The 21,354-nt window shown below is 72.7% G+C and carries 21 protein-coding genes; 14 read left to right on the forward strand and 7 right to left on the reverse strand.

The window, feature by feature from the left end:
- Together OG448_RS20685 and OG448_RS20690 are read left to right on the forward strand one after the other, a co-directional pair.
- Positions 1-906: a ribonuclease Z gene (locus tag OG448_RS20685; protein WP_405555848.1), complete on the forward strand. Its 906-nt coding sequence runs from the start codon at positions 1-3 to the stop codon at positions 904-906.
- Between the two features lie 29 nt (positions 907-935).
- Positions 936-1,940 (forward strand): adenosine deaminase, encoded by a 1,005-nt coding sequence (locus OG448_RS20690; protein ID WP_405555850.1) that lies wholly within the window; start codon positions 936-938, stop codon positions 1,938-1,940.
- Between the two features lie 62 nt (positions 1,941-2,002).
- On the opposite strand, the gene OG448_RS20695 is transcribed toward OG448_RS20690, so the two are convergent.
- Positions 2,003-3,409 (reverse strand): MFS transporter, encoded by a 1,407-nt coding sequence (locus OG448_RS20695; protein WP_405555852.1) that lies wholly within the window; start codon positions 3,407-3,409, stop codon positions 2,003-2,005.
- Between the two features lie 555 nt (positions 3,410-3,964).
- Here OG448_RS20695 and OG448_RS20700 point away from each other — a divergent pair.
- The 8 genes from OG448_RS20700 to OG448_RS20735 all read left to right on the forward strand — a co-directional run bounded on the left by OG448_RS20700 (position 3,965) and on the right by OG448_RS20735 (position 12,399).
- Entirely contained in the window at positions 3,965-4,915 is a 951-nt protein-coding gene (locus OG448_RS20700; protein WP_405555854.1) for a 5-dehydro-4-deoxyglucarate dehydratase, read from the forward strand.
- Positions 4,912-6,192 (forward strand): glucarate dehydratase family protein, encoded by a 1,281-nt coding sequence (locus OG448_RS20705; RefSeq protein ID WP_405555856.1) that lies wholly within the window; start codon positions 4,912-4,914, stop codon positions 6,190-6,192. Before OG448_RS20700 ends, OG448_RS20705 begins: the two co-directional genes overlap by 4 nt.
- A gap of 254 nt (positions 6,193-6,446) precedes the next feature.
- Positions 6,447-7,601: a carbohydrate kinase family protein gene (locus OG448_RS20710; RefSeq protein WP_405558874.1), complete on the forward strand. Its 1,155-nt coding sequence runs from the start codon at positions 6,447-6,449 to the stop codon at positions 7,599-7,601.
- Positions 7,602-8,102: 501 nt separating this feature from the next.
- Positions 8,103-9,155 carry a PhoH family protein gene (locus tag OG448_RS20715; RefSeq protein ID WP_130333684.1) on the forward strand — a complete coding sequence of 351 codons (1,053 nt, stop codon included), beginning with the start codon at positions 8,103-8,105 and terminating at the stop codon, positions 9,153-9,155.
- Positions 9,156-9,167: 12 nt separating this feature from the next.
- Positions 9,168-9,665 (forward strand): rRNA maturation RNase YbeY, encoded by a 498-nt coding sequence (gene ybeY, locus OG448_RS20720; protein WP_405555858.1) that lies wholly within the window; start codon positions 9,168-9,170, stop codon positions 9,663-9,665.
- A gap of 16 nt (positions 9,666-9,681) precedes the next feature.
- Complete coding sequence (locus OG448_RS20725) at positions 9,682-10,980, forward strand: hemolysin family protein (protein WP_135790167.1); 1,299 nt, start codon at positions 9,682-9,684, stop codon at positions 10,978-10,980.
- Positions 10,977-11,336 (forward strand): MmcQ/YjbR family DNA-binding protein, encoded by a 360-nt coding sequence (locus OG448_RS20730; RefSeq protein WP_405555860.1) that lies wholly within the window; start codon positions 10,977-10,979, stop codon positions 11,334-11,336. Before OG448_RS20725 ends, OG448_RS20730 begins: the two co-directional genes overlap by 4 nt.
- A 43-nt stretch (positions 11,337-11,379) precedes the next feature.
- Complete coding sequence (locus OG448_RS20735; RefSeq protein ID WP_405555862.1) at positions 11,380-12,399, forward strand: S66 peptidase family protein; 1,020 nt, start codon at positions 11,380-11,382, stop codon at positions 12,397-12,399.
- Positions 12,400-12,401: 2 nt separating this feature from the next.
- On the opposite strand, the gene OG448_RS20740 is transcribed toward OG448_RS20735, so the two are convergent.
- Positions 12,402-13,823 carry an MFS transporter gene (locus OG448_RS20740; protein WP_405555864.1) on the reverse strand — a complete coding sequence of 474 codons (1,422 nt, stop codon included), beginning with the start codon at positions 13,821-13,823 and terminating at the stop codon, positions 12,402-12,404.
- A 130-nt stretch (positions 13,824-13,953) separates the two neighbouring features.
- On the opposite strand from OG448_RS20740, the gene OG448_RS20745 reads away from it, so the two are divergent.
- On the forward strand, positions 13,954-14,820 hold the full coding sequence (locus OG448_RS20745) for a helix-turn-helix domain-containing protein (RefSeq protein ID WP_391292341.1): 867 nt from the start codon (positions 13,954-13,956) through the stop codon (positions 14,818-14,820).
- A complete protein-coding gene (locus OG448_RS20750; protein WP_405555865.1) occupies positions 14,817-15,167 on the forward strand; it encodes a cytidine deaminase in 351 nt (116 codons plus the stop codon). Before OG448_RS20745 ends, OG448_RS20750 begins: the two co-directional genes overlap by 4 nt.
- Positions 15,168-15,188: 21 nt before the next feature.
- Here OG448_RS20750 and OG448_RS20755 read toward each other — a convergent pair whose 3' ends face one another.
- On the reverse strand, positions 15,189-15,527 hold the full coding sequence (locus OG448_RS20755; protein WP_405555867.1) for a P-II family nitrogen regulator: 339 nt from the start codon (positions 15,525-15,527) through the stop codon (positions 15,189-15,191).
- Complete coding sequence (locus tag OG448_RS20760; protein ID WP_405555869.1) at positions 15,524-16,819, reverse strand: ammonium transporter; 1,296 nt, start codon at positions 16,817-16,819, stop codon at positions 15,524-15,526. Before OG448_RS20760 ends, OG448_RS20755 begins: the two co-directional genes overlap by 4 nt.
- Before the next feature lie 180 nt (positions 16,820-16,999).
- Between OG448_RS20760 and era the strand changes: the two genes are divergently transcribed.
- Entirely contained in the window at positions 17,000-17,953 is a 954-nt protein-coding gene (gene era / locus OG448_RS20765) for a GTPase Era (protein ID WP_164189241.1), read from the forward strand.
- Between the two features lie 4 nt (positions 17,954-17,957).
- On the opposite strand, the gene OG448_RS20770 is transcribed toward era, so the two are convergent.
- Both OG448_RS20770 and OG448_RS20775 read right to left on the reverse strand, forming a co-directional pair.
- Positions 17,958-19,283, reverse strand: a complete 1,326-nt coding sequence (locus tag OG448_RS20770; RefSeq protein ID WP_405555871.1) for a GH1 family beta-glucosidase — start codon at positions 19,281-19,283, stop codon at positions 17,958-17,960.
- Between the two features lie 33 nt (positions 19,284-19,316).
- Positions 19,317-20,204, reverse strand: a complete 888-nt coding sequence (locus OG448_RS20775) for a sigma-70 family RNA polymerase sigma factor (protein ID WP_405555872.1) — start codon at positions 20,202-20,204, stop codon at positions 19,317-19,319.
- Between the two features lie 105 nt (positions 20,205-20,309).
- Between OG448_RS20775 and OG448_RS20780 the strand changes: the two genes are divergently transcribed.
- Complete coding sequence (locus OG448_RS20780; protein WP_405555874.1) at positions 20,310-21,068, forward strand: SDR family oxidoreductase; 759 nt, start codon at positions 20,310-20,312, stop codon at positions 21,066-21,068.
- Between the two features lie 10 nt (positions 21,069-21,078).
- Here the strand turns inward: OG448_RS20780 and OG448_RS20785 are convergent, their stop codons facing one another.
- Positions 21,079-21,345: a protealysin inhibitor emfourin gene (locus OG448_RS20785; RefSeq protein ID WP_391291701.1), complete on the reverse strand. Its 267-nt coding sequence runs from the start codon at positions 21,343-21,345 to the stop codon at positions 21,079-21,081.
- Positions 21,346-21,354 lie beyond the last annotated feature (9 nt).

Below are 21,354 nucleotides of genomic sequence, written 5' to 3' on the forward strand. Positions count from 1 at the left end.
ATGTCCGTACGTGAGTTGGTCGTCCTCGGCACCGCCAGCCAGGTCCCGACCCGGCACCGCAACCACAACGGCTACCTGCTGCGCTGGGACGGCGAGGGCATCCTCTTCGACCCCGGCGAGGGCACCCAGCGGCAGATGCTGCGCGCCGGGGTCGCCGCGCACGACCTGAACCGGATCTGCGTCACCCATTTCCACGGCGACCACAGCCTGGGCCTGGCCGGGGTGATCCAGCGGATCAACCTGGACCGGGTGCCGCACGGGATCACCGCGCACTACCCGCGCTCCGGGCAGCGCTTCTTCGACCGGCTCCGGTACGCCACCGCCTACCGGGAGACGGTCGACCTCGTCGAGGCGCCGGTCGACACCGACGGCCCCCTCGCCACCACTCCCTCCTACACCCTGGAGGCGTACGGGCTCTCCCACCCGGTGGAGTCCTACGGCTACCGCCTCGTCGAGCCCGACCGGCTGCGCATGCTGCCCGACCGGCTCGCCGCGCACGACATCGCGGGCCCCGACGTGGGCCGTATCCAGCGGGAGGGCTCGCTCGGCGGGGTCGCGCTGGAGGAGGTCAGCGAGATGCGGCGCGGGCAGCGGTTCGCGTTCGTCATGGACACCCGGCTCTGCCCCGGTGTGCACGCCCTCGCCGACGGCTGCGACCTGCTCGTCATCGAGTCGACCTTCCTGGACGAGGACGTGCGGCTCGCGGAGGAGCACGGCCATCTGACGGCGGGCCAGGCCGCGACCGTGGCCCGGGACGCCGGGGTGCGGCACCTCGTCCTGACCCACTTCAGCCAGCGCTACTCCGACCCCGCCGAGTTCGAGCGGCAGGCCCGCGCGGCCGGGTTCGAGGGCGAGCTGACCGTGGCCCGCGACCTGGACCGCGTGCCGCTCCCCAAGCGCGGCTAGGCGTACGAACGCGGGCGTACGATATTTCGATGCCCCTCCCCAAAGCTGAACTGCACCTGCACATCGAAGGCACACTGGAGCCGGAACTTGCGTTCCGTCTGGCCGAGCGCAATGGCGTCGAGCTTCCCTACGCCGACACCGAGGCCCTGCGCCACGCGTACCGGTTCGAGGACCTCCAGTCCTTCCTGAACCTGTACTACGAGCTGATGGCCGTCCTGCGCACCGAGCGGGACTTCGAGGAGCTGGCCGACGCCTATCTCGCCCGCGCCGCGGCGCAGGGTGTGCGGCACGCGGAGATCTTCTTCGACCCGCAGGCCCACCTCGCGCGCGGGGTGGAGATGGGGACCGTCATCGAGGGGCTGTGGCGAGCCCTCGGCCGCAGTGAGGAGACCCATGGTGTCTCCACCAAGCTGATCATGTGCTTCCTTCGGGACGAGTCCGCCGAGTCGGCGCTCGCCACCCTGGACGCCGCCAAGCCGTACCTGGACCGGATCACCGGCGTCGGCCTGGACTCCGCCGAGGTGGGCAACCCGCCGGAGAAGTTCCGCGAGGTCTACGACGCCGCCGCCGCGCTCGGCCTGCGGCGCGTGGCGCACGCCGGTGAGGAGGGCCCGCCGGAGTACGTCGTCCAGGCCCTGGACCTGCTCGGGGTGGAGCGGATCGACCACGGGCTGCGGTCCGTCGAGGACCCGGCGCTGGTCGAGCGGCTGGTCCGGGAGCGCATCCCGCTGACCCTGTGCCCGCTGTCCAACGTCCGCCTGCGCACGGTCGACACGCTGGCCGACCACCCGCTCCCGGCGATGCTGGAAGCGGGCCTGATGTGCACGGTGAACTCCGACGACCCCGCCTACTTCGGCGGCTACGCGGGCGACAACTTCACCGCCGTCCAGCAGACCCTCGGCCTCTCCGAGGACCGGCTGCGCGAGCTGGCCCGCAACTCCTTCCTCGCCTCATTCCTGGAGGACGACGAGCCCCGCCGGGCGCGGTACCTGGCGGAGGTCGAGGCGTACGAGTTCCCCGGCCGGGATGCGTAGCGGCTTCCGGATGCTCGCGGGGCCCCCTCGAGGAAGGGGGCCTTGTCGCGTTCCCGGACGGCTCAGGCGGGGATGGTCGCGCCGGACGTGTCCGTGAAGGGGATCTGCACGACCGGGATGCCCTTGGCGGACAGGTCCCGGACGGTGGCTCCGCCCACCAGGATCTCCCCGGCCTGGACGTCCTTGACGGCCCGGCCCGGTACGGGGGTCTCCTCCAGGGAGATGCCCACGAGGGGGAGGTCCCTGAACTGAGCCGGCGGGACCTCGCCGACGGGGACCAGGTCCCGGAGGGGCACCTCGGTGCGCGGGGCGGCAGCGAGCGGGATCTCCACCACCCGCAGCCGGCGGGGGGCCGTCCGCAGGGCGACCGCGGTCATCGGGACGGCCGCCAGCAGCAATGCCGCCGCCAGGACCTCGCCCATCGCCGGGAAGCCCGCGCGGTCCGACAGCAGGCTGCCGGTCAGCGGCCCGGCCGCCGTGCCCAGCGACGCGGCGGAGCCGACCAGGACCGCCCAGCGGCCGCGGGCGTCGAGCGCGGCGGCCAGGCTGATCACGTAGGACAGCACCACCGGGTAGCAGAGGTTCCACGCGATCTCGCCCAGCGCGAAGGACGGCAGGTCGGTGGCCGAGGCGCTGAGCGCGATGCAGCCCGCGATCAGCGCCGTGCCCAGCCCGATCGGCAGCGCGCGGCCCAGCCGGGGGCCGAGGGCGCCCGCGCCGACCACGCCCAGCAGACCGGCGCCCAGCGCGACCGCGAACACCGCGCCGACCGTGATCTCGGTGAGGTGCGCCTGCCCGAGGCCGATGCGCCCGCTGACGCCCCACAGCGCGTTCTGCGCCAGCGACCAGCAGGGCATCGTCGCGGCCAGCAGCAGCCCGGCCCGGCGGTGGGGGAGCGGCCGGCGTATGCCGTCGGAACCGGCCGCCGGGGCGGTACGGGCGGGCAGGCGGCCGGTGAACGGCCACACCGCGAGCGCGGTCAGCGCCACCGCGCCGAGCGGCAGCCCGTGATCCGGACCCAGGCGGGGGATCGTCAGGTAGAGCACGCCCGCCAGGGCCGAGACCACGAGCAGCCCGGATGTGGTGGCCCGGTGCGGATCGCGTCCGGCGGCGATGCCGCTCGCGGCGACCGCCGTCACCGTGCCGGAGCCGAACCCGCCGACGACCGCGCCCAGCACCACGGCGGGGACGGAGTCGGTGAGGGCGGCCGAGCCGTAGCCGAGGACCGTCAGGGCGAGCCCCAGCCGGGCCAGCGCGCGGGCGCCGAACCGGTCCACGCGGGCGGCCAGCGTGAACCCGGCCGACGCCGAACTCAGCAGCAGGGCACTGCCGATGGCACCGGCCTGGGTGGCGGACAGCGGCAGCGCGCTGTCGAGACGGCCGACCGTGGTCGGCAGCAGATACGAGGCGAGGTACCCGGCCGTGAAAAGGGCGACGAGGGGCCAGGGCATGGAGCGGGGGGCGAACACGGGCGTTCCCAGGGCAGGCGTGAGCGACAGCTCGACGAGGAGTGAAAGAGGGGGGAAGGGCGACGGCCGTCTGTTCGACGGGAGCGCGCGAGCAAGTTGTATCAAGCACGCGGTTTCGAGAAGAAGCTGGGCCGATGTGATTCAGATCACTATCACGTTTGGACCGTGCCGCCACGGGTAGGCACAATTGATTTCGCGCTCGAACGCTCGGACGGTGATCGCACAGAACTCCGGGATGCGCTATGGTTGTTCACGTCGCGGTCGCCGGAACTCCCGGTGGCGGACAGTGCGTTGGTGGTCCAAGGAAAGACGCCCCGCTTCCTGCGGGGAAATGCAGGTGCAAGGCCTGCCCGGCGCTCCGAACAGAGCCCCATCCCGCTTCCGAGCGGGGTGGGGCTCTTTGCTGCGCGCCCCCGCTCCGCGCCCGCCTGCTTCCGTGCACTCCCTGACGCTCCCTCCGTCCGTGCGGACCCGCCCTGCGTTCCGCCCCATTGACGGCCCCGGTGTGTGTACCTAGCCTCTGTTCTCATACATGGACGGCATTCACAAGAGGAGATGGTGCGGGTGAGCGGCGCTCCGCAGGACGTGGCCCGGCGGCTGCGGCAGGGGATGGCGGCGGGCGTGCTCTCCTTCCCGCTCACCGCCTTCCACGAGGACGGCTCCCTCGATCCCGAGGGCTGCCGCGCCCATGTGGCCGACCGCCTCGCCGCCGCCCCCGGCGCCCTCTTCCCCGCCTGCGGCACCGGGGAGTTCTTCTCTCTGGACGAGGACGAGTACCGCCAAGTCGTCACCGTCGCCGTCGAGGAGGCGGCCGGCCGGGTCCCCGTCGTCGCCGGCACCGGCTACGGCTGGGCGCAGGCCGCCCGCTTCGCCCGCATCGCGGAGGATGCCGGGGCCGACGCCCTGCTGGTGCTGCCGCACTACCTCGTCGCCGCCCCGCAGGACGGGCTGGTCGCCCAGCTCGCCCACCTCGCCGCCCGCACCCGGCTCCCGCTCATCGCCTACCAGCGGGACCAAGTCGCCTACACGGTCGAGTCGTTGCGGCGCATCGCCGGTATCCCGAACGTCATCGGGCTCAAGGACGGGCACAGCGACCTCGACCGGCTCCAGCGGCTCACCCTCGCCGCGCCCGAGGGGTTCCTCTTCTTCAACGGCGCCGCCACCGCCGAGGTCCAGGCCCGCGCCTACACCGCCGTCGGGGTGCCCGCGTACTCCTCCGCCGTGCACGCCTTCGCCCCCGAGATCGCCGCCGCCTTCCGCACCGCCCTGTGCGCCGGGGACGACGACACGGCCGACCGGCTGCTGCGCGGCTTCTACGTCCCCTTCGTCGAACTCCGGGACCGGGTGCCCGGATACGCCGTCTCCCTGGTCAAGGCAGCCGCCCGGCTCAGGGGCGCGCGCGTCGGACCCGTACGGGCGCCCCTGGTCGACCCCTCCGCCGCCGACCTCGCCGCGCTCAAGGACCTCCTCGCCGCCGGACTCGACCTCGTGGGAGCCGCCCTGTGATCCCGGAGCTGACCATCACCGAGGTGCGGCTGACCCCGGTCCTGGTGGCCGACCCGCCGCTGCTCAACACGCAGGGTGTGCACCAGCCGTACACCCCGCGGCTGATCGTGGAGGTGGTCACGGCGGGCGGGGCGACCGGGCTCGGGGAGACCTACGGCGACACCGAATACCTGGAGCTGGCCCGCCCGCTGGCCGACCGGCTCGTCGGACACTCGGTCACGGATGTGAACGCGCTGTTCTCGCTCGACCTCGCGGTGGACGAGAGCCGGGTGCGGGGCGCGGTCGACGCGGGCGGGCTGCGCGGGGTGCAGAGCGCCGACAAGCTCCGGCTGTCCGTGCTCTCCGCCTTCGAGGTCGCCTGCCTCGACGCGCAGGGGCGGGCGCTCGGGCTGCCCGTGCACGCGCTGCTGGGCGGGAAGCTGCGGGACTCCGTCGAGTACAGCGCCTACCTCTTCTACAAGTGGGCCGCGCATCCCGAGGGGGACGCGGACGAGTGGGGTGCCGCGCTCGATCCGGCCGGGGTGGTCGCGCAGGCCCGTGCGCTGTCCGAACGGCACGGGTTCAGCTCCTTCAAGCTCAAGGGCGGGGTCTTCGCGCCGGAGGAGGAGGTCGCGGCGGTACGCGCCCTCGCCGAGGCGTTCCCCGGCCGGCCGCTGCGGCTCGACCCCAACGGGGCGTGGTCGGTGCCGACCGCGTTGAAGGTGGCGGACGAACTCACCGAGCTGCTGGAGTACTTGGAGGACCCGGTGCTGGGCACCGACGCCATGGCCGAGGTGGCCGCGCGGACCGGGGTGCCGCTGGCCACCAACATGTGCGTGACCACGTTCGGGGAGATCAAGGAGGCGTTCACCCGGGACGCCGTGCAGGTCGTGCTCTCCGACCACCACTACTGGGGCGGGCTGCGCAACACCCGGCACCTCGCGGCGATCTGCGCCGCCTTCGGGGTCGGGGTGTCCATGCACTCCAACACCCACCTCGGGATCAGCCTCGCCGCGATGACCCAGGTCGCGGCCACCGTGCCGAACCTGCACCACGCCTGCGACTCCCACTACCCGTGGCAGGGCGAGGACGTGCTCAGCGAGCGGGTGCCGTTCACCGGGGGCCACGTCACCGTCTCCGACCGGCCCGGCCTCGGCGTCGAACTCGACCGGGACGCCCTCGCCCGCCTCCACCACCGGTGGGCGAGCGACGACGGCGCGCTGCGCGACCGGGACGACAGCGCGGTGATGCGCCTCGCGGACCCCTCCTGGCGGACCCCAGTGATGCCCCGCTGGTGAACGGGCCCACCGCCTGAGAGCCCCGGAGCTGGGTGTGCCCCCAGTGGCGGCTGCTGGTGGGCGTACCCCGCGCTTCTGCCCGGGGAGCAACCCTCTGACGGCTCCGGCTGGGGACTCGAGCGCCGGGGGTTTCTCCATGGCTCCCGCGCCCCCGCGAGCCCCCGTAAGCATCGGATTCCGGCCGCCGAACCCTCGGTCACCGGCCGGTCGGTGGTGCACACTGGCCAGATCCGTACCACGTCAGGGAGCCCGCACTGATGCCGTCCCACGCGATCGCCGGAGAGGAAACCGGAGGCGACCCGGAGCACCTCACCCAGACAGCCCGCCACCAGGCCCAGATCGACCCGCTGGCCGCGCTGCGTGCCCCCGGCGATCCGCCCTGGGACGTCTATCTCACCGGCACCGTCTTCCTCGACATCGTCTTCACCGGCCTGGACACGGCGCCCGTGCGCGGTACCGAGTCCTGGGCGCGCGGGATGGGCTCCAGCCCCGGAGGCGTCGCCAACATGGCCGCCGCGCTGGCCCGCCTCGGCCTGCGCACCTCGCTGGCGGCGGCCTTCGGGGACGACCACTACGGGGAGTACTGCTGGGACGCGCTCGCGCGGGGCGAGGGCATCGACCTCACCCCCTCGCGCACGGTGCCCGGCTGGCACTCGCCGGTGACCGTCTCGATGGCGTACGAGGGGGAGCGCACGATGATCTCCCACGGGCACGAGCCGCCTCCGGAGGAGCCCGCGCCCGACTGCCCGCCGCCCGCGCGTGCCGCCGTCGCCTCCCTCACTCCGGGTCGACGCGCGCCCTGGATCGCCCAGGCCGCCCGTGAGGGCACCCGGATCTTCGCCGACGTCGGCTGGGACGACACCGGTGCCTGGGACCTGGCCGGGCTCGCCGACCTGGAGCACTGCGAGGCGTTCCTGCCCAACGCGGAGGAGGCGATGCGGTACACCGGCTCCACCTGCCCCAAGGCGGCCGCGCACGCCCTCACCGAGCACGTACCGGTCGCGGTCGTCACCCTCGGCGCGGACGGCGCGTACGCGGTGGACCGGCGCACCGGCGAGACCGCCGAGGTGCCCGCCATCGCGGTGGAGGCCCTCGACCCCACCGGCGCCGGGGACGTCTTCGTGGCCGGATTCGTCACCGGCACCCTCGCCGGCTGGCCCCTCGCCGACCGCCTCGCCCTCGCCGGCCTCACCGCCGCTCTCTCCGTCCAGGAATTCGGCGGCTCCCTCTCCGCCCCCGGCTGGTCCGAGATCGGCGCCTGGTGGCGCAGGGTCCAGTCCCTGGAGACCCAGAACCCGGCAGCCCTACGCCGCTACGCCTTCCTCGACCCCCTCATCCCCACCCACCTGGACCGCCCCTGGCCCCTCCGCCGAGCGGTCCCGACGATCGGCTTCGGTCGCAACACGTAGGCCCGGGCACCGGCATCAGCGCCGGTCCCTGCGGTCAGCCGGTGGCGGTCGCCGCTCGCCCCCGCCTCGCCCCGCCCGGCCCAGGGGGGCGGGCCGCAGCCCGGCGGCGGCCGCTCGGTCTACGCCGTACCGCCATCGGCGACCCCACTTCCCAGGCTGCTCCCGGCATCCCTGGGTGCGGGGCTCGCAACCCTCGCCCGCCCGACGCAAGGCCCGCCGCAGGCGCCCGGGACCGGCCGGGGGCGACGCCACGCCGGCTCGCCCCGCCGAGGCGCACCCCCCCCGGCGTCCGCCGACAGACCGGCATCCCCTCTCGTCCGGCCCCGCCGACCACCCCCTCACCCGCCGAGGCGTCGCAGGCACCTGTAGACACCCACCCGCCACCCCCATGGGGGAAAACCGCTGCGGGGTTGACGGGGGAGCGGCGTAGGCTGGAGGAGCGAGGCCGCCGTTGGGGGGCGGCCGGGATGAGGAGGAATCGCAGGCCATCAGCGCCGGCCCATGACTCAGACACCGACAGCTCACACCTCCGCGCAGGACCAGGCGAGAGCACGGATCAGCGTTCCCGCACAGCACCCGATGGTGACCGTGCTGGGCTCCGGCGACTCCCTCCTGCGCGTGATCGAGAAGGCTTTCCCGGCGGCCGACATCCACGTCCGGGGCAATGAGATCAGCGCGGTCGGCGACCCGGCGGAAGTCGCCCTGATCCAGCGTGTGTTCGACGAGATGATGCTGGTGCTCCGCACCGGGCAGCCGATGACGGAGGATGCGGTGGAACGCTCGATCGCGATGCTCAAGGCGAGCGACAACGGCACGAGCGACGGCCCCGAGACCCCGGCCGAGGTGCTGACGCAGAACATCCTGTCCTCGCGCGGCCGCACGATCCGCCCCAAGACGCTCAACCAGAAGCGCTACGTCGACGCCATCGACAAGCACACCATCGTCTTCGGCATCGGCCCCGCCGGTACCGGCAAGACCTACCTCGCCATGGCGAAGGCCGTGCAGGCGCTCCAGTCCAAGCAGGTCAACCGCATCATCCTGACCCGCCCGGCGGTCGAGGCCGGCGAACGCCTCGGCTTCCTCCCCGGCACCCTGTACGAGAAGATCGACCCGTACCTGCGCCCGCTCTACGACGCGCTGCACGACATGCTCGACCCCGACTCGATCCCGCGTCTGATGGCGGCGGGCACGATCGAGGTCGCCCCCCTGGCGTACATGCGCGGCCGCACGCTGAACGACGCCTTCATCATTCTCGACGAGGCCCAGAACACCAGCCCCGAGCAGATGAAGATGTTCCTCACCCGGCTCGGCTTCGACTCGAAGATCGTCATCACCGGTGACGTCACCCAGGTCGACCTCCCCGGCGGCACCAAGAGCGGTCTGCGCCAGGTGCAGGACATCCTGGAGGGCGTCGAGGACGTCCACTTCTCCCGCCTCTCCTCCCAGGACGTCGTCCGGCACAAGCTGGTGGGCCGTATCGTCGACGCGTACGAGAAGTACGACAGCCACGAGGGCACGGGCAAGACCGGCGCCAAGGGCTCCAAGGGGAAGTAGACCAGCACGACCATGTCGATCGACGTCAACAACGAATCCGGCACCGAGGTGGACGAGCAGGCGGTCCTCGACATCGCCCGCTACGCGCTCGCCCGGATGCGCATCCACCCGCTCTCCGAACTGTCGGTGATCGTCGTGGACGCCGACGCCATGGAGCAGCTCCACATCCAGTGGATGGACCTGCCCGGCCCGACGGACGTCATGTCGTTCCCGATGGACGAGCTGCGCCCGCCGGGCAAGGACGACGACGAGCCCCCGCAGGGCCTGCTCGGCGACATCGTCCTGTGCCCGGAGGTCGCGGCCCAGCAGGGCAAGGACGCCCCCACGCAGCACTCCATGGACGAGGAGCTCCAGCTCCTCACCGTCCACGGCGTCCTGCACCTCCTCGGCTACGACCACGAGGAGCCGGACGAGAAGGCCGAGATGTTCGGCCTCCAGGCCGCCATCGTCGACGGCTGGCGGGCCGAGCGCGGCCTGACCGGGCCGTCCCCGGCGCCGACCGTCTCGTAGGGCGGCCGGTACCCGAATGAGTCCGCAGATCGTGGTCGGCGCGGTCGCGCTGATCGTCGTGGCCTGGCTCGCCGCCTGCGCCGAGGCGGGCATCGCCCGCGTCTCCAGCTTCCGCGCCGAGGAGGCCGTCAAGTCCGGTCGCCGGGGCAGCGCCAAGCTGGCGCAGGTCGCCGCCGACCCCACCCGCTATCTCAACGTGGCCCTGCTGGTCCGCGTCGCCTGCGAGATGGCCGCCGCCGCCCTCGTCACCTACGCCTGCCTGCGCGCCTTCGACGCCACCTGGCAGGCCCTGCTGGTCGCCATCGCCGTGATGGTGCTGGTGTCGTACGTCGCCGTCGGCGTCTCGCCCCGCACCATCGGCCGCCAGCACCCCCTTTCCACCGCCACCGCGGCCGCCTACGTGCTGCTGCCGCTGGCCCGCGTCATGGGCCCGGTGCCCTCGCTGCTGATCCTCATCGGCAACGCGCTCACCCCCGGCAAGGGCTTCCGGCGCGGCCCCTTCGCCTCCGAGGCGGAGCTGCGCGCCATGGTCGACCTCGCCGAGCAGGAGTCGCTGATCGAGGACGAGGAGCGCCGCATGGTGCACTCCGTCTTCGAACTGGGCGACACCCTGGTCCGCGAGGTGATGGTGCCGCGCACCGACCTGGTCGTCATCGAGCGGTACAAGACCATCCGGCAGGCCCTCACCCTCGCCCTGCGCTCCGGGTTCTCCCGCATCCCGGTCTCCGGGGAGAGCGAGGACGACATCGTCGGGATCGTGTATCTCAAGGACCTGGTCCGCAAGACGCACATCAACCGGGACGCCGAGAACGACCTCGTCTCCACCGCGATGCGTCCCGCCGTCTTCGTGCCCGACACCAAGAACGCGGGCGACCTGCTGCGTGAGATGCAGAAGGAACGCAACCACGTCGCCGTCGTCATCGACGAGTACGGCGGCACGGCCGGGATCGTCACCATCGAGGACATCCTGGAGGAGATCGTCGGAGAGATCACCGACGAGTACGACCGTGAACTCCCGCCCGTGGAGGACCTCGGGGAGGGCCGCCACCGGGTCACCGCCCGCCTGGACATCACCGACCTCGGCGAGCTGTACGGGCTGGAGGAGTACGACGACGAGGACGTGGAAACCGTAGGCGGACTGCTCGCGAAGGCCCTGGGCCGCGTGCCCATCGCCGGTGCGAGCGCCGAGGTCGAACTGCCCGACGAGCGACGGCTGAAGCTGACCGCCGAGGCCGCCGCCGGTCGCCGGAACAAGATCGTGACGGTACTGGTCGAGCCCGCCGGGGTCCCGGCGCGGGAGGAGAGCACGGAATGAAGCCCCAGGAGCTGCGCGCCCTCTGCCTGTCCTTCAACGCGGTGGAGGAGGAGTTCCCCTTCAACCCGGACACCTCGGTCTTCAAGGTGCTGGGCAAGATGTTCGCCCTCGCGGCACTGGACGCGCGGCCCCTGACGGTCAACCTCAAGTGCGACCCGGAGGACGCCCAGCGCCTCCGCGCCGACCACGAGGGCCTGATCGTGCCGGGCTACCACATGAACAAGCGGCACTGGAACACCGTCACGGTGGACTCCGACCTGCCCGACGCCCTGGTGAAGGAACTGGTCGAGGACTCCTACGACCTCGTCGTCGCGGGCCTGCCGAGGGCCGAGCGCCTGAAGCTCGACCGCCCCTGAAAATCCCTACGGGGTGCGGTGACCCCGTGTCAGAATCCGCCGCATGACGCCTCGCTACCCGCGCCCCCTGCGCCCCGGAGACCGTATCGGCGTGACCTCGCCCTCCAGCGGGGTCCCGGACGCCCTGCGCGGCCGGCTCGACGTGGCCGTGGCCGACCTGAAGGCGCGCGGGTACGAGGTGACGGTGGGCCGGTGCATGGACGGCTCGGGCCACCTCAGCGCCCCGGCCGCCGAACGCGCCGCCGAACTCACCGCGATGCTCACCGACCCCGGCATCCGGGCCGTCGTGCCCCCGTGGGGCGGCGAGACCGGAATCGACCTGCTGCCGCTGCTGGACTTCGCGGAGATCGGCCGGGCCGAACCGACCTGGGTCGTCGGCTACTCCGACGTCTCGGGCCTGCTCGCGCCCTTGACCCTGCTGTCCGGGCTGCCCACCGTGCACGGCAACAACCTCATGGACACCCCCTACGGGACACCCCAGGGCCTGCTGTCCTGGCTGGACATCGTGGAGGCGCCGCAGGGCGGCCCGTTCACCCAGACCCCGCCCGGCCGGTACCGCTCCGGCGGATGGGACGACTTCGCCCGCCACCCCGAGGTCCGCGATCCGAGGCTGGACACCGAGGGCACCTGGACCCGGCTGGACGGCACCGGGGACGTGGACGTGAGTGGCCGGCTGATCGGCGGCTGCATCGAGATCCTGGCCAACGTCGCCGGGACCCCGTACCTGGACACCGCCGAACTCGCCCCCGGTGAGCCGCTGCTGGTCTACGTGGAGGCTTGCGAGGACAGCGCGTTCAGCATCTGCCGGACCCTGCACGGGATGCGGCTCGCCGGGTTCTTCGACCGGGCCGCCGCGATCCTGGTCGGCCGCACCAAGGCCCCGGACAGCCCCACCCTGACCCAGCACGAGGCGGTGCTCGACGCGCTCGGCCCGCTGGGCGTGCCGATCGTCGCCGATGTGGAGTGCGGGCACGTCGCCCCGTATCTGCCGCTGGTCAACGGCGCGCGCGGCCGCGTGGAGCACACGGCCGCGCGCAGCGCGATCACCCAGACCCTGGACTGAGGTCAGGCCCGGACCCTTACGGGACGCAGCCCGAGGGCGATCAGGGCGGCCGCGCCGAGCACGATCAGCGCGGCCAGGGCGATCACCGTGTGGACGCCGGCCAGCAGGTCGTCGGTGGTGGTGGCCAGCACGCCCAGCAGGGGCACGCCGAGCGTGAGGCTGACCTGCTGGGTGGAGGTCACCAGGCCGGTGGCCAGGCCCTGTTCACCGTCGGAGACACCCGAGGTGACGGTGAGGCCGTACGAGATGATCGCGCCGAGGTGGCACATGCTGGCCAGCGACACGGCGGTCACGGCCAGCCACACCGACCAGCCCCCGGCGCTCAGCGGCAGCAGGGCGGCGGTCAGCAGACCTTGCCCGGCCAGCGAGCCGGCCAGCGTGCGCCGGGCGCCGAACCGGCCGATCACCCTCGGCGCCAGCACGCCCGCCACCGCCGACAGCACGCCCTGCACCCCGAAGACCAGCCCGGTCTCGAACGCCGAGAGCCGCAGCACCTCCTGGAGGTACAGGGTCAGCGCGAACACCACGGCCGACATCATCGAGAAGGTGACCAGGCCGCCCAGGTTGCCCCACGCCACCGTGCGGCGGCGCAGCATCGGCAGCGAGACCAGCGGCGCGGCCGTACGGGACTCGATCACGGTGAACGCGGTCAGCAGCGCCGGCCCGGCCACCAGGGTGGCCCAAACGTCCGGCCGGCCGAAGCCCTGTGCGGCGGCGGTGGACAGGGCGTAGATCAGGGACAGCAGACCGGCGGTGACGGTGACGGCGCCCGGCACGTCCAGCCGGGGGCGCTCCGGGGTGCGGGACTCGGGCAGCAGGCCCGGCGCCAGCGGCAGCACGATCAGCGCGAACACGGCCAGCAGCGCCATCGTGGAGCGCCAGCCGAAGGCGTCGGTCAGCGCGCCGCCCGCGATCATGCCGGTGGTGAAGCCCAGCGACAGCAGCGTGCCGGAGATGCCGAGCGCGCGGTCGCGGGCCGGGCCCTCGGGGAAGGTGGTCGTCAGCAGGGACATGCCGGTCGGCACGATCGCCGCCGCGCCGAGCCCCTGGAGGGCGCGGCCGGTGAGGAAGGACGCCGGGTCCCAGGCCAGGGCCGCCAGCAGCGAGGCCGCGCCGAACAGGGTGAGCCCGGCCAGGAACAGCCTGCGGCGGCCGAACAGGTCGCCGACGCGGCCGAAGAGCAGCAGGAAGCCGCCGGACGGCAGCGCGAACGCGGTGACCGCCCACTGCAGCGCCGAGCGGCTCATGCCGAGTCCGGTGCCCAGCTCGGGCAGCGCCACGTTCAGCACCGAGAAGTCGAGCGCGACCATGAACTGGGCCGCGCACAGCACGAACAGGACGAGCCGGTCACGCGCCGAGAGCCGGACGGGGCCGACCGGCAGGGTCGTAGGGGGAGTTACGGGGGCTGGGGTGTCGATCGCCATGGCAAAGAGCTTCCGACGGCCGGAAGAAACGTGGGGAGTCGGAACTTATGGTGGTGGTGGCACCACCAGACACGGCGACGAGGGGGACCGGTACGTGGCTGCGACGGCGGGTACGGCGAGCGTGACGCGCATGCCGGGGACGGCACGGAGTGAACGGCGCACCGAGCTGCGGGAGTTCCTGGTGTCCCGGCGCGCCCGGATCACCCCGCAGGAGGCCGGACTCCCGCTCGGCGGGGCCCGGCGCCGTACGCCCGGTCTGCGCCGGGAGGAGGTCGCGGTGCTGGCCGGGGTGAGCGCCTCCTGGTACCAGTGGCTGGAGCAGGGGCGGGACATCTCCGTCTCCCCGCAGGTGCTCGACGCGGTCTCGCGGGTGCTGCGGCTGAGCGACGCCGAGCTGCGGCACCTGTACCTGCTGGCCGGCCTCAACCCGCCCGCCCCCGAAGTCGTGGCGGTACGGCGGGACATGTGCGACGGGCTGCGGCGGCTGATCGACACCTGGATGCCGTATCCGGCGCACATCATGGACCGCTACTACAACTGCGTGATGTACAACGCCGCGGCGACCGCGGTGTTCGGCATGGGGCAGGGGCCCACCACCCGGAACTGCCTGGTCGACTTCTTCGCCGACCCGCTGTTCCGGAGCCGCTCGCTGAGCTGGGAGACCAACGCGCGTACGGTCGTCGCGCAGTTCCGGGCCGCCTGCGCGGCCCACCCCGAGGACGAGGGGTTCCAGGCGGTGCTGGCCGAAGTCAGCGCCGTCAGCCCGGAGTTCAACGCGCTGTGGGCCGAGCGGGACATCGAGGACCAGGGGCAGATCCGCAAGGAGCTGATGCATCCACGGGCCGGGCTGCTGGCGGTGGAGTCCACGGCGATGCAGGTGCCCGCCCGGCCCGACCTGCTGATCGTGCTGCACACCCCGCTGCCGGAGGCGGACACCGCGGCGAAGCTGGAGTGGCTGGCGAACGGGGACGACGGGGTTCGTATGCTCGGGGCATGAGCGAGAACGAGCTTGATCCTGAGGACCGGAAGATCGTGACTCTGGCGCGGTCGGTGCGGGCGCGGAACGGGGTGCCGGAGGGGGCCGCGGTGCGGGACTCGACGGGGCGGACGTACGCGGCCGGGGCGGTGTCGCTTCCCTCGCTTCAGCTCAGCGCGCTGCGCACTGCCGTGGCCATGGCGGTGGCTTCCGGGGCCGAGTCCTTGGAGGCGGCGGCTGTGGTGAGCGAGGCGGAAGGTCTTTCGGCGGAGGACCTTGCCGCTGTCGCCGACCTCGGGGGTTCTGGCACGCCGGTGTTGCTCGCCGGGGCTGACGGTGTCGTCAGGTCGACCGTCACGACTGACTGACGTCGAGAGTCCGGGGGCTGGTCACAGCGCGTCCGGTCCCCGCTCTCCCGTCCTCACCCGCACCACCGTCTCCACCGGCACGGACCACACCTTGCCGTCGCCGATCTTGCCCGTGTGGGCGGCCTGGACGATGGCGTCGATCGCGTCCTCGGCCATCGCGTCCTCCACGACCAGTTCGAGGCGGACCTTGGGGACGAGGTCGACCTGGTACTCCGCGCCCCGGTAGACCTCGGTGTGGCCGCGCTGGCGGCCGTAGCCGCTGGCCTCCGTGACGGTGAGGCCGTCGATGCCGAGGTCGCGGAGGGCGGACTTCACCTCGTCCAGGCGGTACGGCTTCACGACGGCGGTGATGAGCTTCATGCGGGGCTCTCGGCCTTCCGGACGGGGGCGACGGGGGCGCCATGGCCCAGGACCCCGTGATCGTAGGCCGTCTCGGCGTGCACCGTAAGGTCGAGCCCGGTGCGCTCCTCGTCCTCGCTCGCGCGCAGCCCCATCGTGCGGTCGAGCAGCCTGCCGAGCCCGTACGTCACCGCGAAGGCGTACCCGGCGACCGCGAGCACCGCGACGAGCTGGCGCCCCAGCAGCCCGAGCCCGCCGCCGTGGAACAGCCCCTGCGGGCCGCCGGTCATGGCCTTGTCCGCGAACAGGCCGATCAGCAGCGTGCCGATCACCCCGCCGACCAGGTGGACGCCGACGACGTCGAGGGAGTCGTCGAAGTTCAGCTTGAACTTCCAGCCCACCGCGTACGAGCAGACGACACCCGCGGCCAGGCCGACGACCAGCGCACCCAGCAGCGAGACGGTCCCGCAGGACGGGGTGATGGCGACCAGGCCCGCGACCGCGCCGGAGGCGGCACCCAGGGTGGTGGGGTGGCCGTCCCGCTTCTGCTCGACCAGGAGCCAGCCCAGCAGACCGGTGCAGCCGGCGGCCATGGTGTTGAGGAAGGCGGCCGCGGCGAGGCCGTTCGCGCCGAGCGCGGAGCCCGCGTTGAAGCCGAACCAGCCGAACCACAGCAGCCCGGCGCCGAGCATGACCATCGGCAGGCTGTGCGGCCGCATGGCGTCCTTCTTGAAGCCGAGCCGGGGTCCGAGGACCAGGCACAGGGCGAGTCCCGAGGCGCCGGACGTGATCTCCACCGGCAGACCGCCCGCGAAGTCCAGCGCCCCCAGCTTCGCGCCGATCCACCCGCCAGGCCCCCACACCCAGTGCGTGACCGGAACGTATACGAGCAGCGTCCACACCGGCACCAGCACCAGCCACGCCCCGAACCGGGTGCGGTCCGCGACCGCGCCGCTGATCAGGGCGGCCGTGATGATGGCGAAGGTGAGCTGGAAGGTGGCGAAGAGCAGCGTCGGCACCGTGCCGTGCAGTGCGGACGGGCCGATGTGGGCCATCCCGGCGTTCTCCAGCCCGCCGAGCAGGCCGCCGCCGAGGTCGTCGGTGAAGGCGAGGGAGTAGCCGGCCGCCAGCCAGACCACGGTGACCAGGGCGATGGACACGAAGCTCATCATCAGCATGTTGAGGACGCTCTTCGCGCGGACCATGCCGCCGTAGAACAGGGCCAGGCCCGGTGTCATCAGCAGTACCAGGGCGGTGGCGGCGAGCAGCCAGGCGGTGTCACCGGTGTCCGCGTGCGCGGCGGCGAGGGTCACGGGCGTCTCCAGTGATCCGGGGGAGCGGGCTCGTCAGAGGGTCACGGGTGCGCGTTTCCGGTCGCCTACAGGGGCGTTTCCGTGGTGTTTCGGCACGCGTCGGCGGTCTGAGACGCTGGTCGCGGGGGTGCTTCGGACACTGGTGCGGCACGGGCTCGCGGATCAGGGAGAATGGTCGGCATGAGCGTTCGTACCCAGTCATCCGAGCGGTCGGGCGAGAACGCCCACCGCGCAGGCTTCGCGTGCTTCGTGGGCCGTCCCAACGCGGGCAAGTCCACCCTCACGAACGCTCTGGTCGGGCAGAAGGTGGCCATCACCGCCGACCAGCCGCAGACCACCCGGCACACGGTGCGCGGCATCGTGCACCGGGACGACGCCCAGTTGATCCTGGTCGACACCCCCGGCCTGCACAAGCCGCGCACCCTGCTGGGCGAGCGGCTGAACGACGTGGTGCGCACCACCTGGGCCGAGGTCGACGTGATCGGCTTCTGCCTCCCGGCGAACGAGAAGATCGGCCCCGGTGACCGCTTCATCGCCAAGGAGCTGGCCGGGATCAAGAAGACCCCCAAGGTCGCCATCGTCACCAAGACCGACCTGGTCGACTCCAAGACCCTCGCCGAGCAGCTCATCGCCATCGACCAGCTCGGCAAGGAGCTGGGCTTCGAGTGGGCCGAGATCGTGCCGGTGTCGGCGACCGGCGGCAAGCAGGTGAGCCTGCTGGCCGACCTGATCGTGCCGCTGCTCCCCGAGGGCCCGGCGCTCTACCCCGAGGGCGACCTCACCGACGAGCCCGAGCAGGTCATGATCGCGGAGCTGATCCGCGAGGCCGCGCTGGAGGGCGTGCGCGACGAGCTGCCGCACTCCATCGCCGTCGTCGTGGAGGAGATGCTCCCGCGCGAGGACCGCCCGGCCGACAAGCCGCTGCTCGACATCCACGCCAACGTCTACATCGAGCGGCCCAGCCAGAAGGGCATCATCATCGGCCCCAAGGGCAAGCGGCTGAAGGACGTGGGCATCAAGTCCCGCAAGCAGATCGAGGCCCTGCTCGGCACGCCCGTCTTTCTCGACCTCCATGTGAAGGTCGCCAAGGACTGGCAGCGCGACCCCAAGCAGCTCCGCAAGCTCGGTTTCTGACCGTTCAGCGCTGCGCCCGCAGCGACTCCTGGTACCAGCGGTACGACGCCTTCGGGGTCCGCCGCAGCGTGGCGAAGTCCACGTCCACCAGGCCGAAGCGGCGGGCGTAGCCCTCGGCCCACTCGAAGTTGTCCAGCAGCGACCAGACGAAGTAGCCGCGCACGTCCACCCCTTCGGCGAGCGCGGAGTGCACGGCGCGGACATGGCCGTCCAGGTAGGCGATGCGGTCCTGGTCGTCCAGTCCCTCGTACGAGCAGCCGTTCTCGGTGATGACGAGGGGCGGGAGCCGGTCGCCGTAGCGGTCCCGGAGCCCGGTGAGCAGGCCGGTCAGCGCCTCGGGGACGACCGGCCAGCCGAAGTCGGTCACCGGCACACCCTCGAACTCCCGCAGCGAGAAGGGGAGTTCGGCGGGCAGCGTCACCCCGCCGAACGCGGTGGGCCTCTCCTGGGGGGCGCCGACCTTGGCGGGCGCGTAGTAGTTGATCCCGTACCAGTCCAGCGGCTCCGCGATGATCCGCAGGTCGTCCTCGGCGCCCTCGGGCATCAAGGCGGCCGTGCCGTCCGGGTACTGGCCCAGCAGGACGGGTTCGGCGAAGAGGCGGTTGAGGAGCAGGTCGTAGAACACGGCCGCCTCCACGTCCGCCGGGTCGGCGGAGGCGGGCTCCACGGGCGAGTGGGAGTTGGCGATGCCGATGTCGCTCACCCCGGCCGCGCGCAGCGCCCGTACCGCCAGACCGTGCGCGAGGAGCTGGTGGTGGGCGGCCGGGAGCGCGTCGAAGAGCAGGGCCCGGCCAGGGGCGTGGGTGCCGAGGGCGTGGCCCAACAGGGTGTGCTCGGCGGGCTCGTTGAGGGTGATCCAGCGCGGTACGCGGTCCCCGAGCCGGTCCGCGACACCGCAGACGTGGTCCGCGAACCGGTACGCGGTGTCCCGGTCCAGCCAGTCGAGCCCGGCCGGCAGATCCCAGTGGAACAACGTCGGCACCGGCTGGACCCCCGCCTCGCACAGCGCGTCCACCAGCCGGTCGTAGAAGTCCGGCCCGCCGGGGGAGTTCACGCGCGGCCACGAGATCGAGAAGCGGTACGCGTCCACGCCGAGGCCCGCCAGCAGGGCCACGTCCTCCGGGTAGCGGTGGTAGTGGTCGCAGGCCACGGCGGCCGTGGAGCCGTCCTTCACCCGGCCCGGCTCGGCGGTGAACACATCCCACACGGAAGGTTCGCGCAGGTCGGCGGCGCCCTCGATCTGGTGCGCGGAGGTCGACACCCCCCACAGGAAGCCGTCGGGGAAGCGGGGGAGAGGGCCGTGCGCGTCCGTCACCATGGGCCGGATCATCCGCACCCGGCCCCCGCCGCGTCAACGCCCCTGTCAGTCCTCCAGCGGCACGATGTCGAGCGTGGCCAGCCGCTCCCGGTCGGCGACGACCTCGATCCCGATGATCCCGCCGTCCTCCGCGAAGGTGAAGGCGAGGATCAGGGCCAGGCGGCCGTGCGGGGCCATGACCAGGCCGACCGAGCCGTCCAGCAGGGCGAGACCGGTGAACCGGGCCCGGCCGGTCGCCGCCATCGCACCCCGCGCGACCGTGCCGGCACCCACCACCGTGACCGGCTCCGGGGTCGGGACCACGAACCGGTCGGCGTGCAGCACCACGTCCGGGTGGAGCAGACCCACCAGCGCGTCGAAGTCCCCGCCCCGCGTGGCCGCGAGGAACGCCTCCACCGCGTGGCGCCGCCGGACCGGATCGCTCTTGGGCAGCGGGCCCTCGCCCTTGACCCGGCGCCGGGCCCGGCTCGCCAACTGCCTTACGGCGGCCGGGGAACGCTCCAGCAGCGGGGCCAGCTCGTCGAAGGGCACCGCGAACAGGTCGTGCAGCACGAACGCCAGCCGCTCCGCCGGGGAGAGCCGGTCCAGCACCACCAGCAGCGCCACCCCGACCGAGTCGGCCAGCACCGCCTCCTCCTCCGGGGCACCCCCGTCCCCCGGGCCGGTGACCGGGTCGGCGGGCCGGGCCTCCAGCGGGTCCTCGTGCCGCCGGTCCCGGGCGCGCAGCAGGTTCAGGCACACCCGCCCGACGATCGTGGTCAGCCACCCGGCGATGTTCTCCACCCCCTCGGCGCCCGCCCGGTCGGCCCGGAGCCAGGTCTCCTGCACGGCGTCGTCGGCCTCGCTCAGTGAGCCCAGCATCCGGTACGCCACCGCCCGCAGCCGCGCCCGGTGCCGCTCGAAGACCTCCGCCGACCAACTGCCGTCGTCCACCTGTCACATTCCTTCCGCGCGGGGTGTCACGGAAGTAGAACACCGAGAACCCGCCGAAGGGACCTGGACGCAAGCGTTCCGGTTCCCGCGAAACTGGGAGCAGTCATGACCTCCAGCACTTCCGTCCTGGTCACCGGTGGCACCGGCACGCTCGGCCGCCATGTCGTCCCCCTGCTGCGGGAGGCGGGCCGCGAGGTACGCGTCCTGACCCGCAAGGGCGGGGACGGCCCGGACCACGTGAGCGTCGACCTCCTCACCGGCACCGGACTCGACGCCGCCCTGGACGGCGTCGGCACCGTGCTCCACCTCGCCGGCGGCCCCAAGGGCGACGACACCGCCACCGGCAACCTGGTGCGCGCGGCACAGGCGGCCGGGGTCCGGCACCTCGTGTACATCTCCGTCATCGGCGCCGACCGCGTACCGCTCGCCTGGCTCAGGTCGAAGCTGGCCGCCGAGCAGGCGATCGCCGGCTCCGGACTGCCGTGGACCACGCTGCGGGCGGCCCAGTTCCACGAACTCACCCTGAAGATGGTCGAGTCGATGGTCAAGCTGCCCGTCTTCCCGGTCCCGGGCGGACTGCGCCTCCAGCCGGTCGACTCCCGCGACGTGGCCGCCCGCCTCACCGACCTCACCCTCGGCGCCCCGGCCGGACTCGTCCCCGACCTCGCCGGACCCCGGGTGTACGGCCTCGGCGAGCTGGGCCGGAGCTACCTCCAGGCCCGCGGCAAGCGCCGCCCGATGCTGGGGATCCGCATCCCCGGCAAGGCGGGCCGTGCCTACCGCGCGGGCGACAACCTGACCCTCGCCGGAGCGGACACCGGCAAGCGCACCTGGGAGGAGTTCCTCGGCGAACAGCTCGCCTAGGCCCCCTCCCTCAGGCCCCCTCTTTCAACACGCGCGACACCAACTCCCGCTGGGCCTCGGTCAGCCGGGGGTCGGCCGCGTGGACGGTGTGGCCGTCCACCGTGATCTCGTAGTGGAAGCCGTCCGGGACACCCGGTACCGGGGTGCCCGGCGCGGCGGCCAGGGCCTGGTCGGCCAGGGTGCGCCACTCCTGGGCGTCGGCGCGCCCGGAGGTGTCCACCTCGGCCTGCCGCTCGATGCCCGCGAAGCCGCCCGTACGCCGTACTTGGATACGCATGACCCCAGT

It is taken from the genome of Streptomyces sp. NBC_01171 (assembly GCF_045039805.1).
Taxonomy (GTDB): domain Bacteria; phylum Actinomycetota; class Actinomycetes; order Streptomycetales; family Streptomycetaceae; genus Streptomyces.

Bases quoted from the DNA above. Each gene is read 5' to 3' on its own strand.
- OG448_RS20735 (WP_405555862.1), top strand. From the start codon at position 11,380: ATGACGCCTCGCTACCCGCGCCCCCTGCGCCCCGGAGACCGTATCGGC.
- OG448_RS20755 (WP_405555867.1), bottom strand. From the start codon at position 15,527: ATGAAGCTCATCACCGCCGTCGTGAAGCCGTACCGCCTGGACGAGGTG.
- OG448_RS20690 (WP_405555850.1), top strand. From the start codon at position 936: ATGCCCCTCCCCAAAGCTGAACTGCACCTGCACATCGAAGGCACACTG.
- OG448_RS20715 (WP_130333684.1), top strand. From the start codon at position 8,103: ATGACTCAGACACCGACAGCTCACACCTCCGCGCAGGACCAGGCGAGA.
- OG448_RS20750 (WP_405555865.1), top strand. From the start codon at position 14,817: ATGAGCGAGAACGAGCTTGATCCTGAGGACCGGAAGATCGTGACTCTG.
- OG448_RS20780 (WP_405555874.1), top strand. From the start codon at position 20,310: ATGACCTCCAGCACTTCCGTCCTGGTCACCGGTGGCACCGGCACGCTC.
- OG448_RS20700 (WP_405555854.1), top strand. From the start codon at position 3,965: ATGGTGCGGGTGAGCGGCGCTCCGCAGGACGTGGCCCGGCGGCTGCGG.
- era (WP_164189241.1), top strand. From the start codon at position 17,000: ATGAGCGTTCGTACCCAGTCATCCGAGCGGTCGGGCGAGAACGCCCAC.
- OG448_RS20770 (WP_405555871.1), bottom strand. From the start codon at position 19,283: ATGATCCGGCCCATGGTGACGGACGCGCACGGCCCTCTCCCCCGCTTC.
- OG448_RS20745 (WP_391292341.1), top strand. From the start codon at position 13,954: ATGCCGGGGACGGCACGGAGTGAACGGCGCACCGAGCTGCGGGAGTTC.
- ybeY (WP_405555858.1), top strand. From the start codon at position 9,168: ATGTCGATCGACGTCAACAACGAATCCGGCACCGAGGTGGACGAGCAG.
- OG448_RS20685 (WP_405555848.1), top strand. From the start codon at position 1: ATGTCCGTACGTGAGTTGGTCGTCCTCGGCACCGCCAGCCAGGTCCCG.
- OG448_RS20725 (WP_135790167.1), top strand. From the start codon at position 9,682: ATGAGTCCGCAGATCGTGGTCGGCGCGGTCGCGCTGATCGTCGTGGCC.
- OG448_RS20740 (WP_405555864.1), bottom strand. From the start codon at position 13,823: ATGGCGATCGACACCCCAGCCCCCGTAACTCCCCCTACGACCCTGCCG.
- OG448_RS20730 (WP_405555860.1), top strand. From the start codon at position 10,977: ATGAAGCCCCAGGAGCTGCGCGCCCTCTGCCTGTCCTTCAACGCGGTG.
- OG448_RS20785 (WP_391291701.1), bottom strand. From the start codon at position 21,345: ATGCGTATCCAAGTACGGCGTACGGGCGGCTTCGCGGGCATCGAGCGG.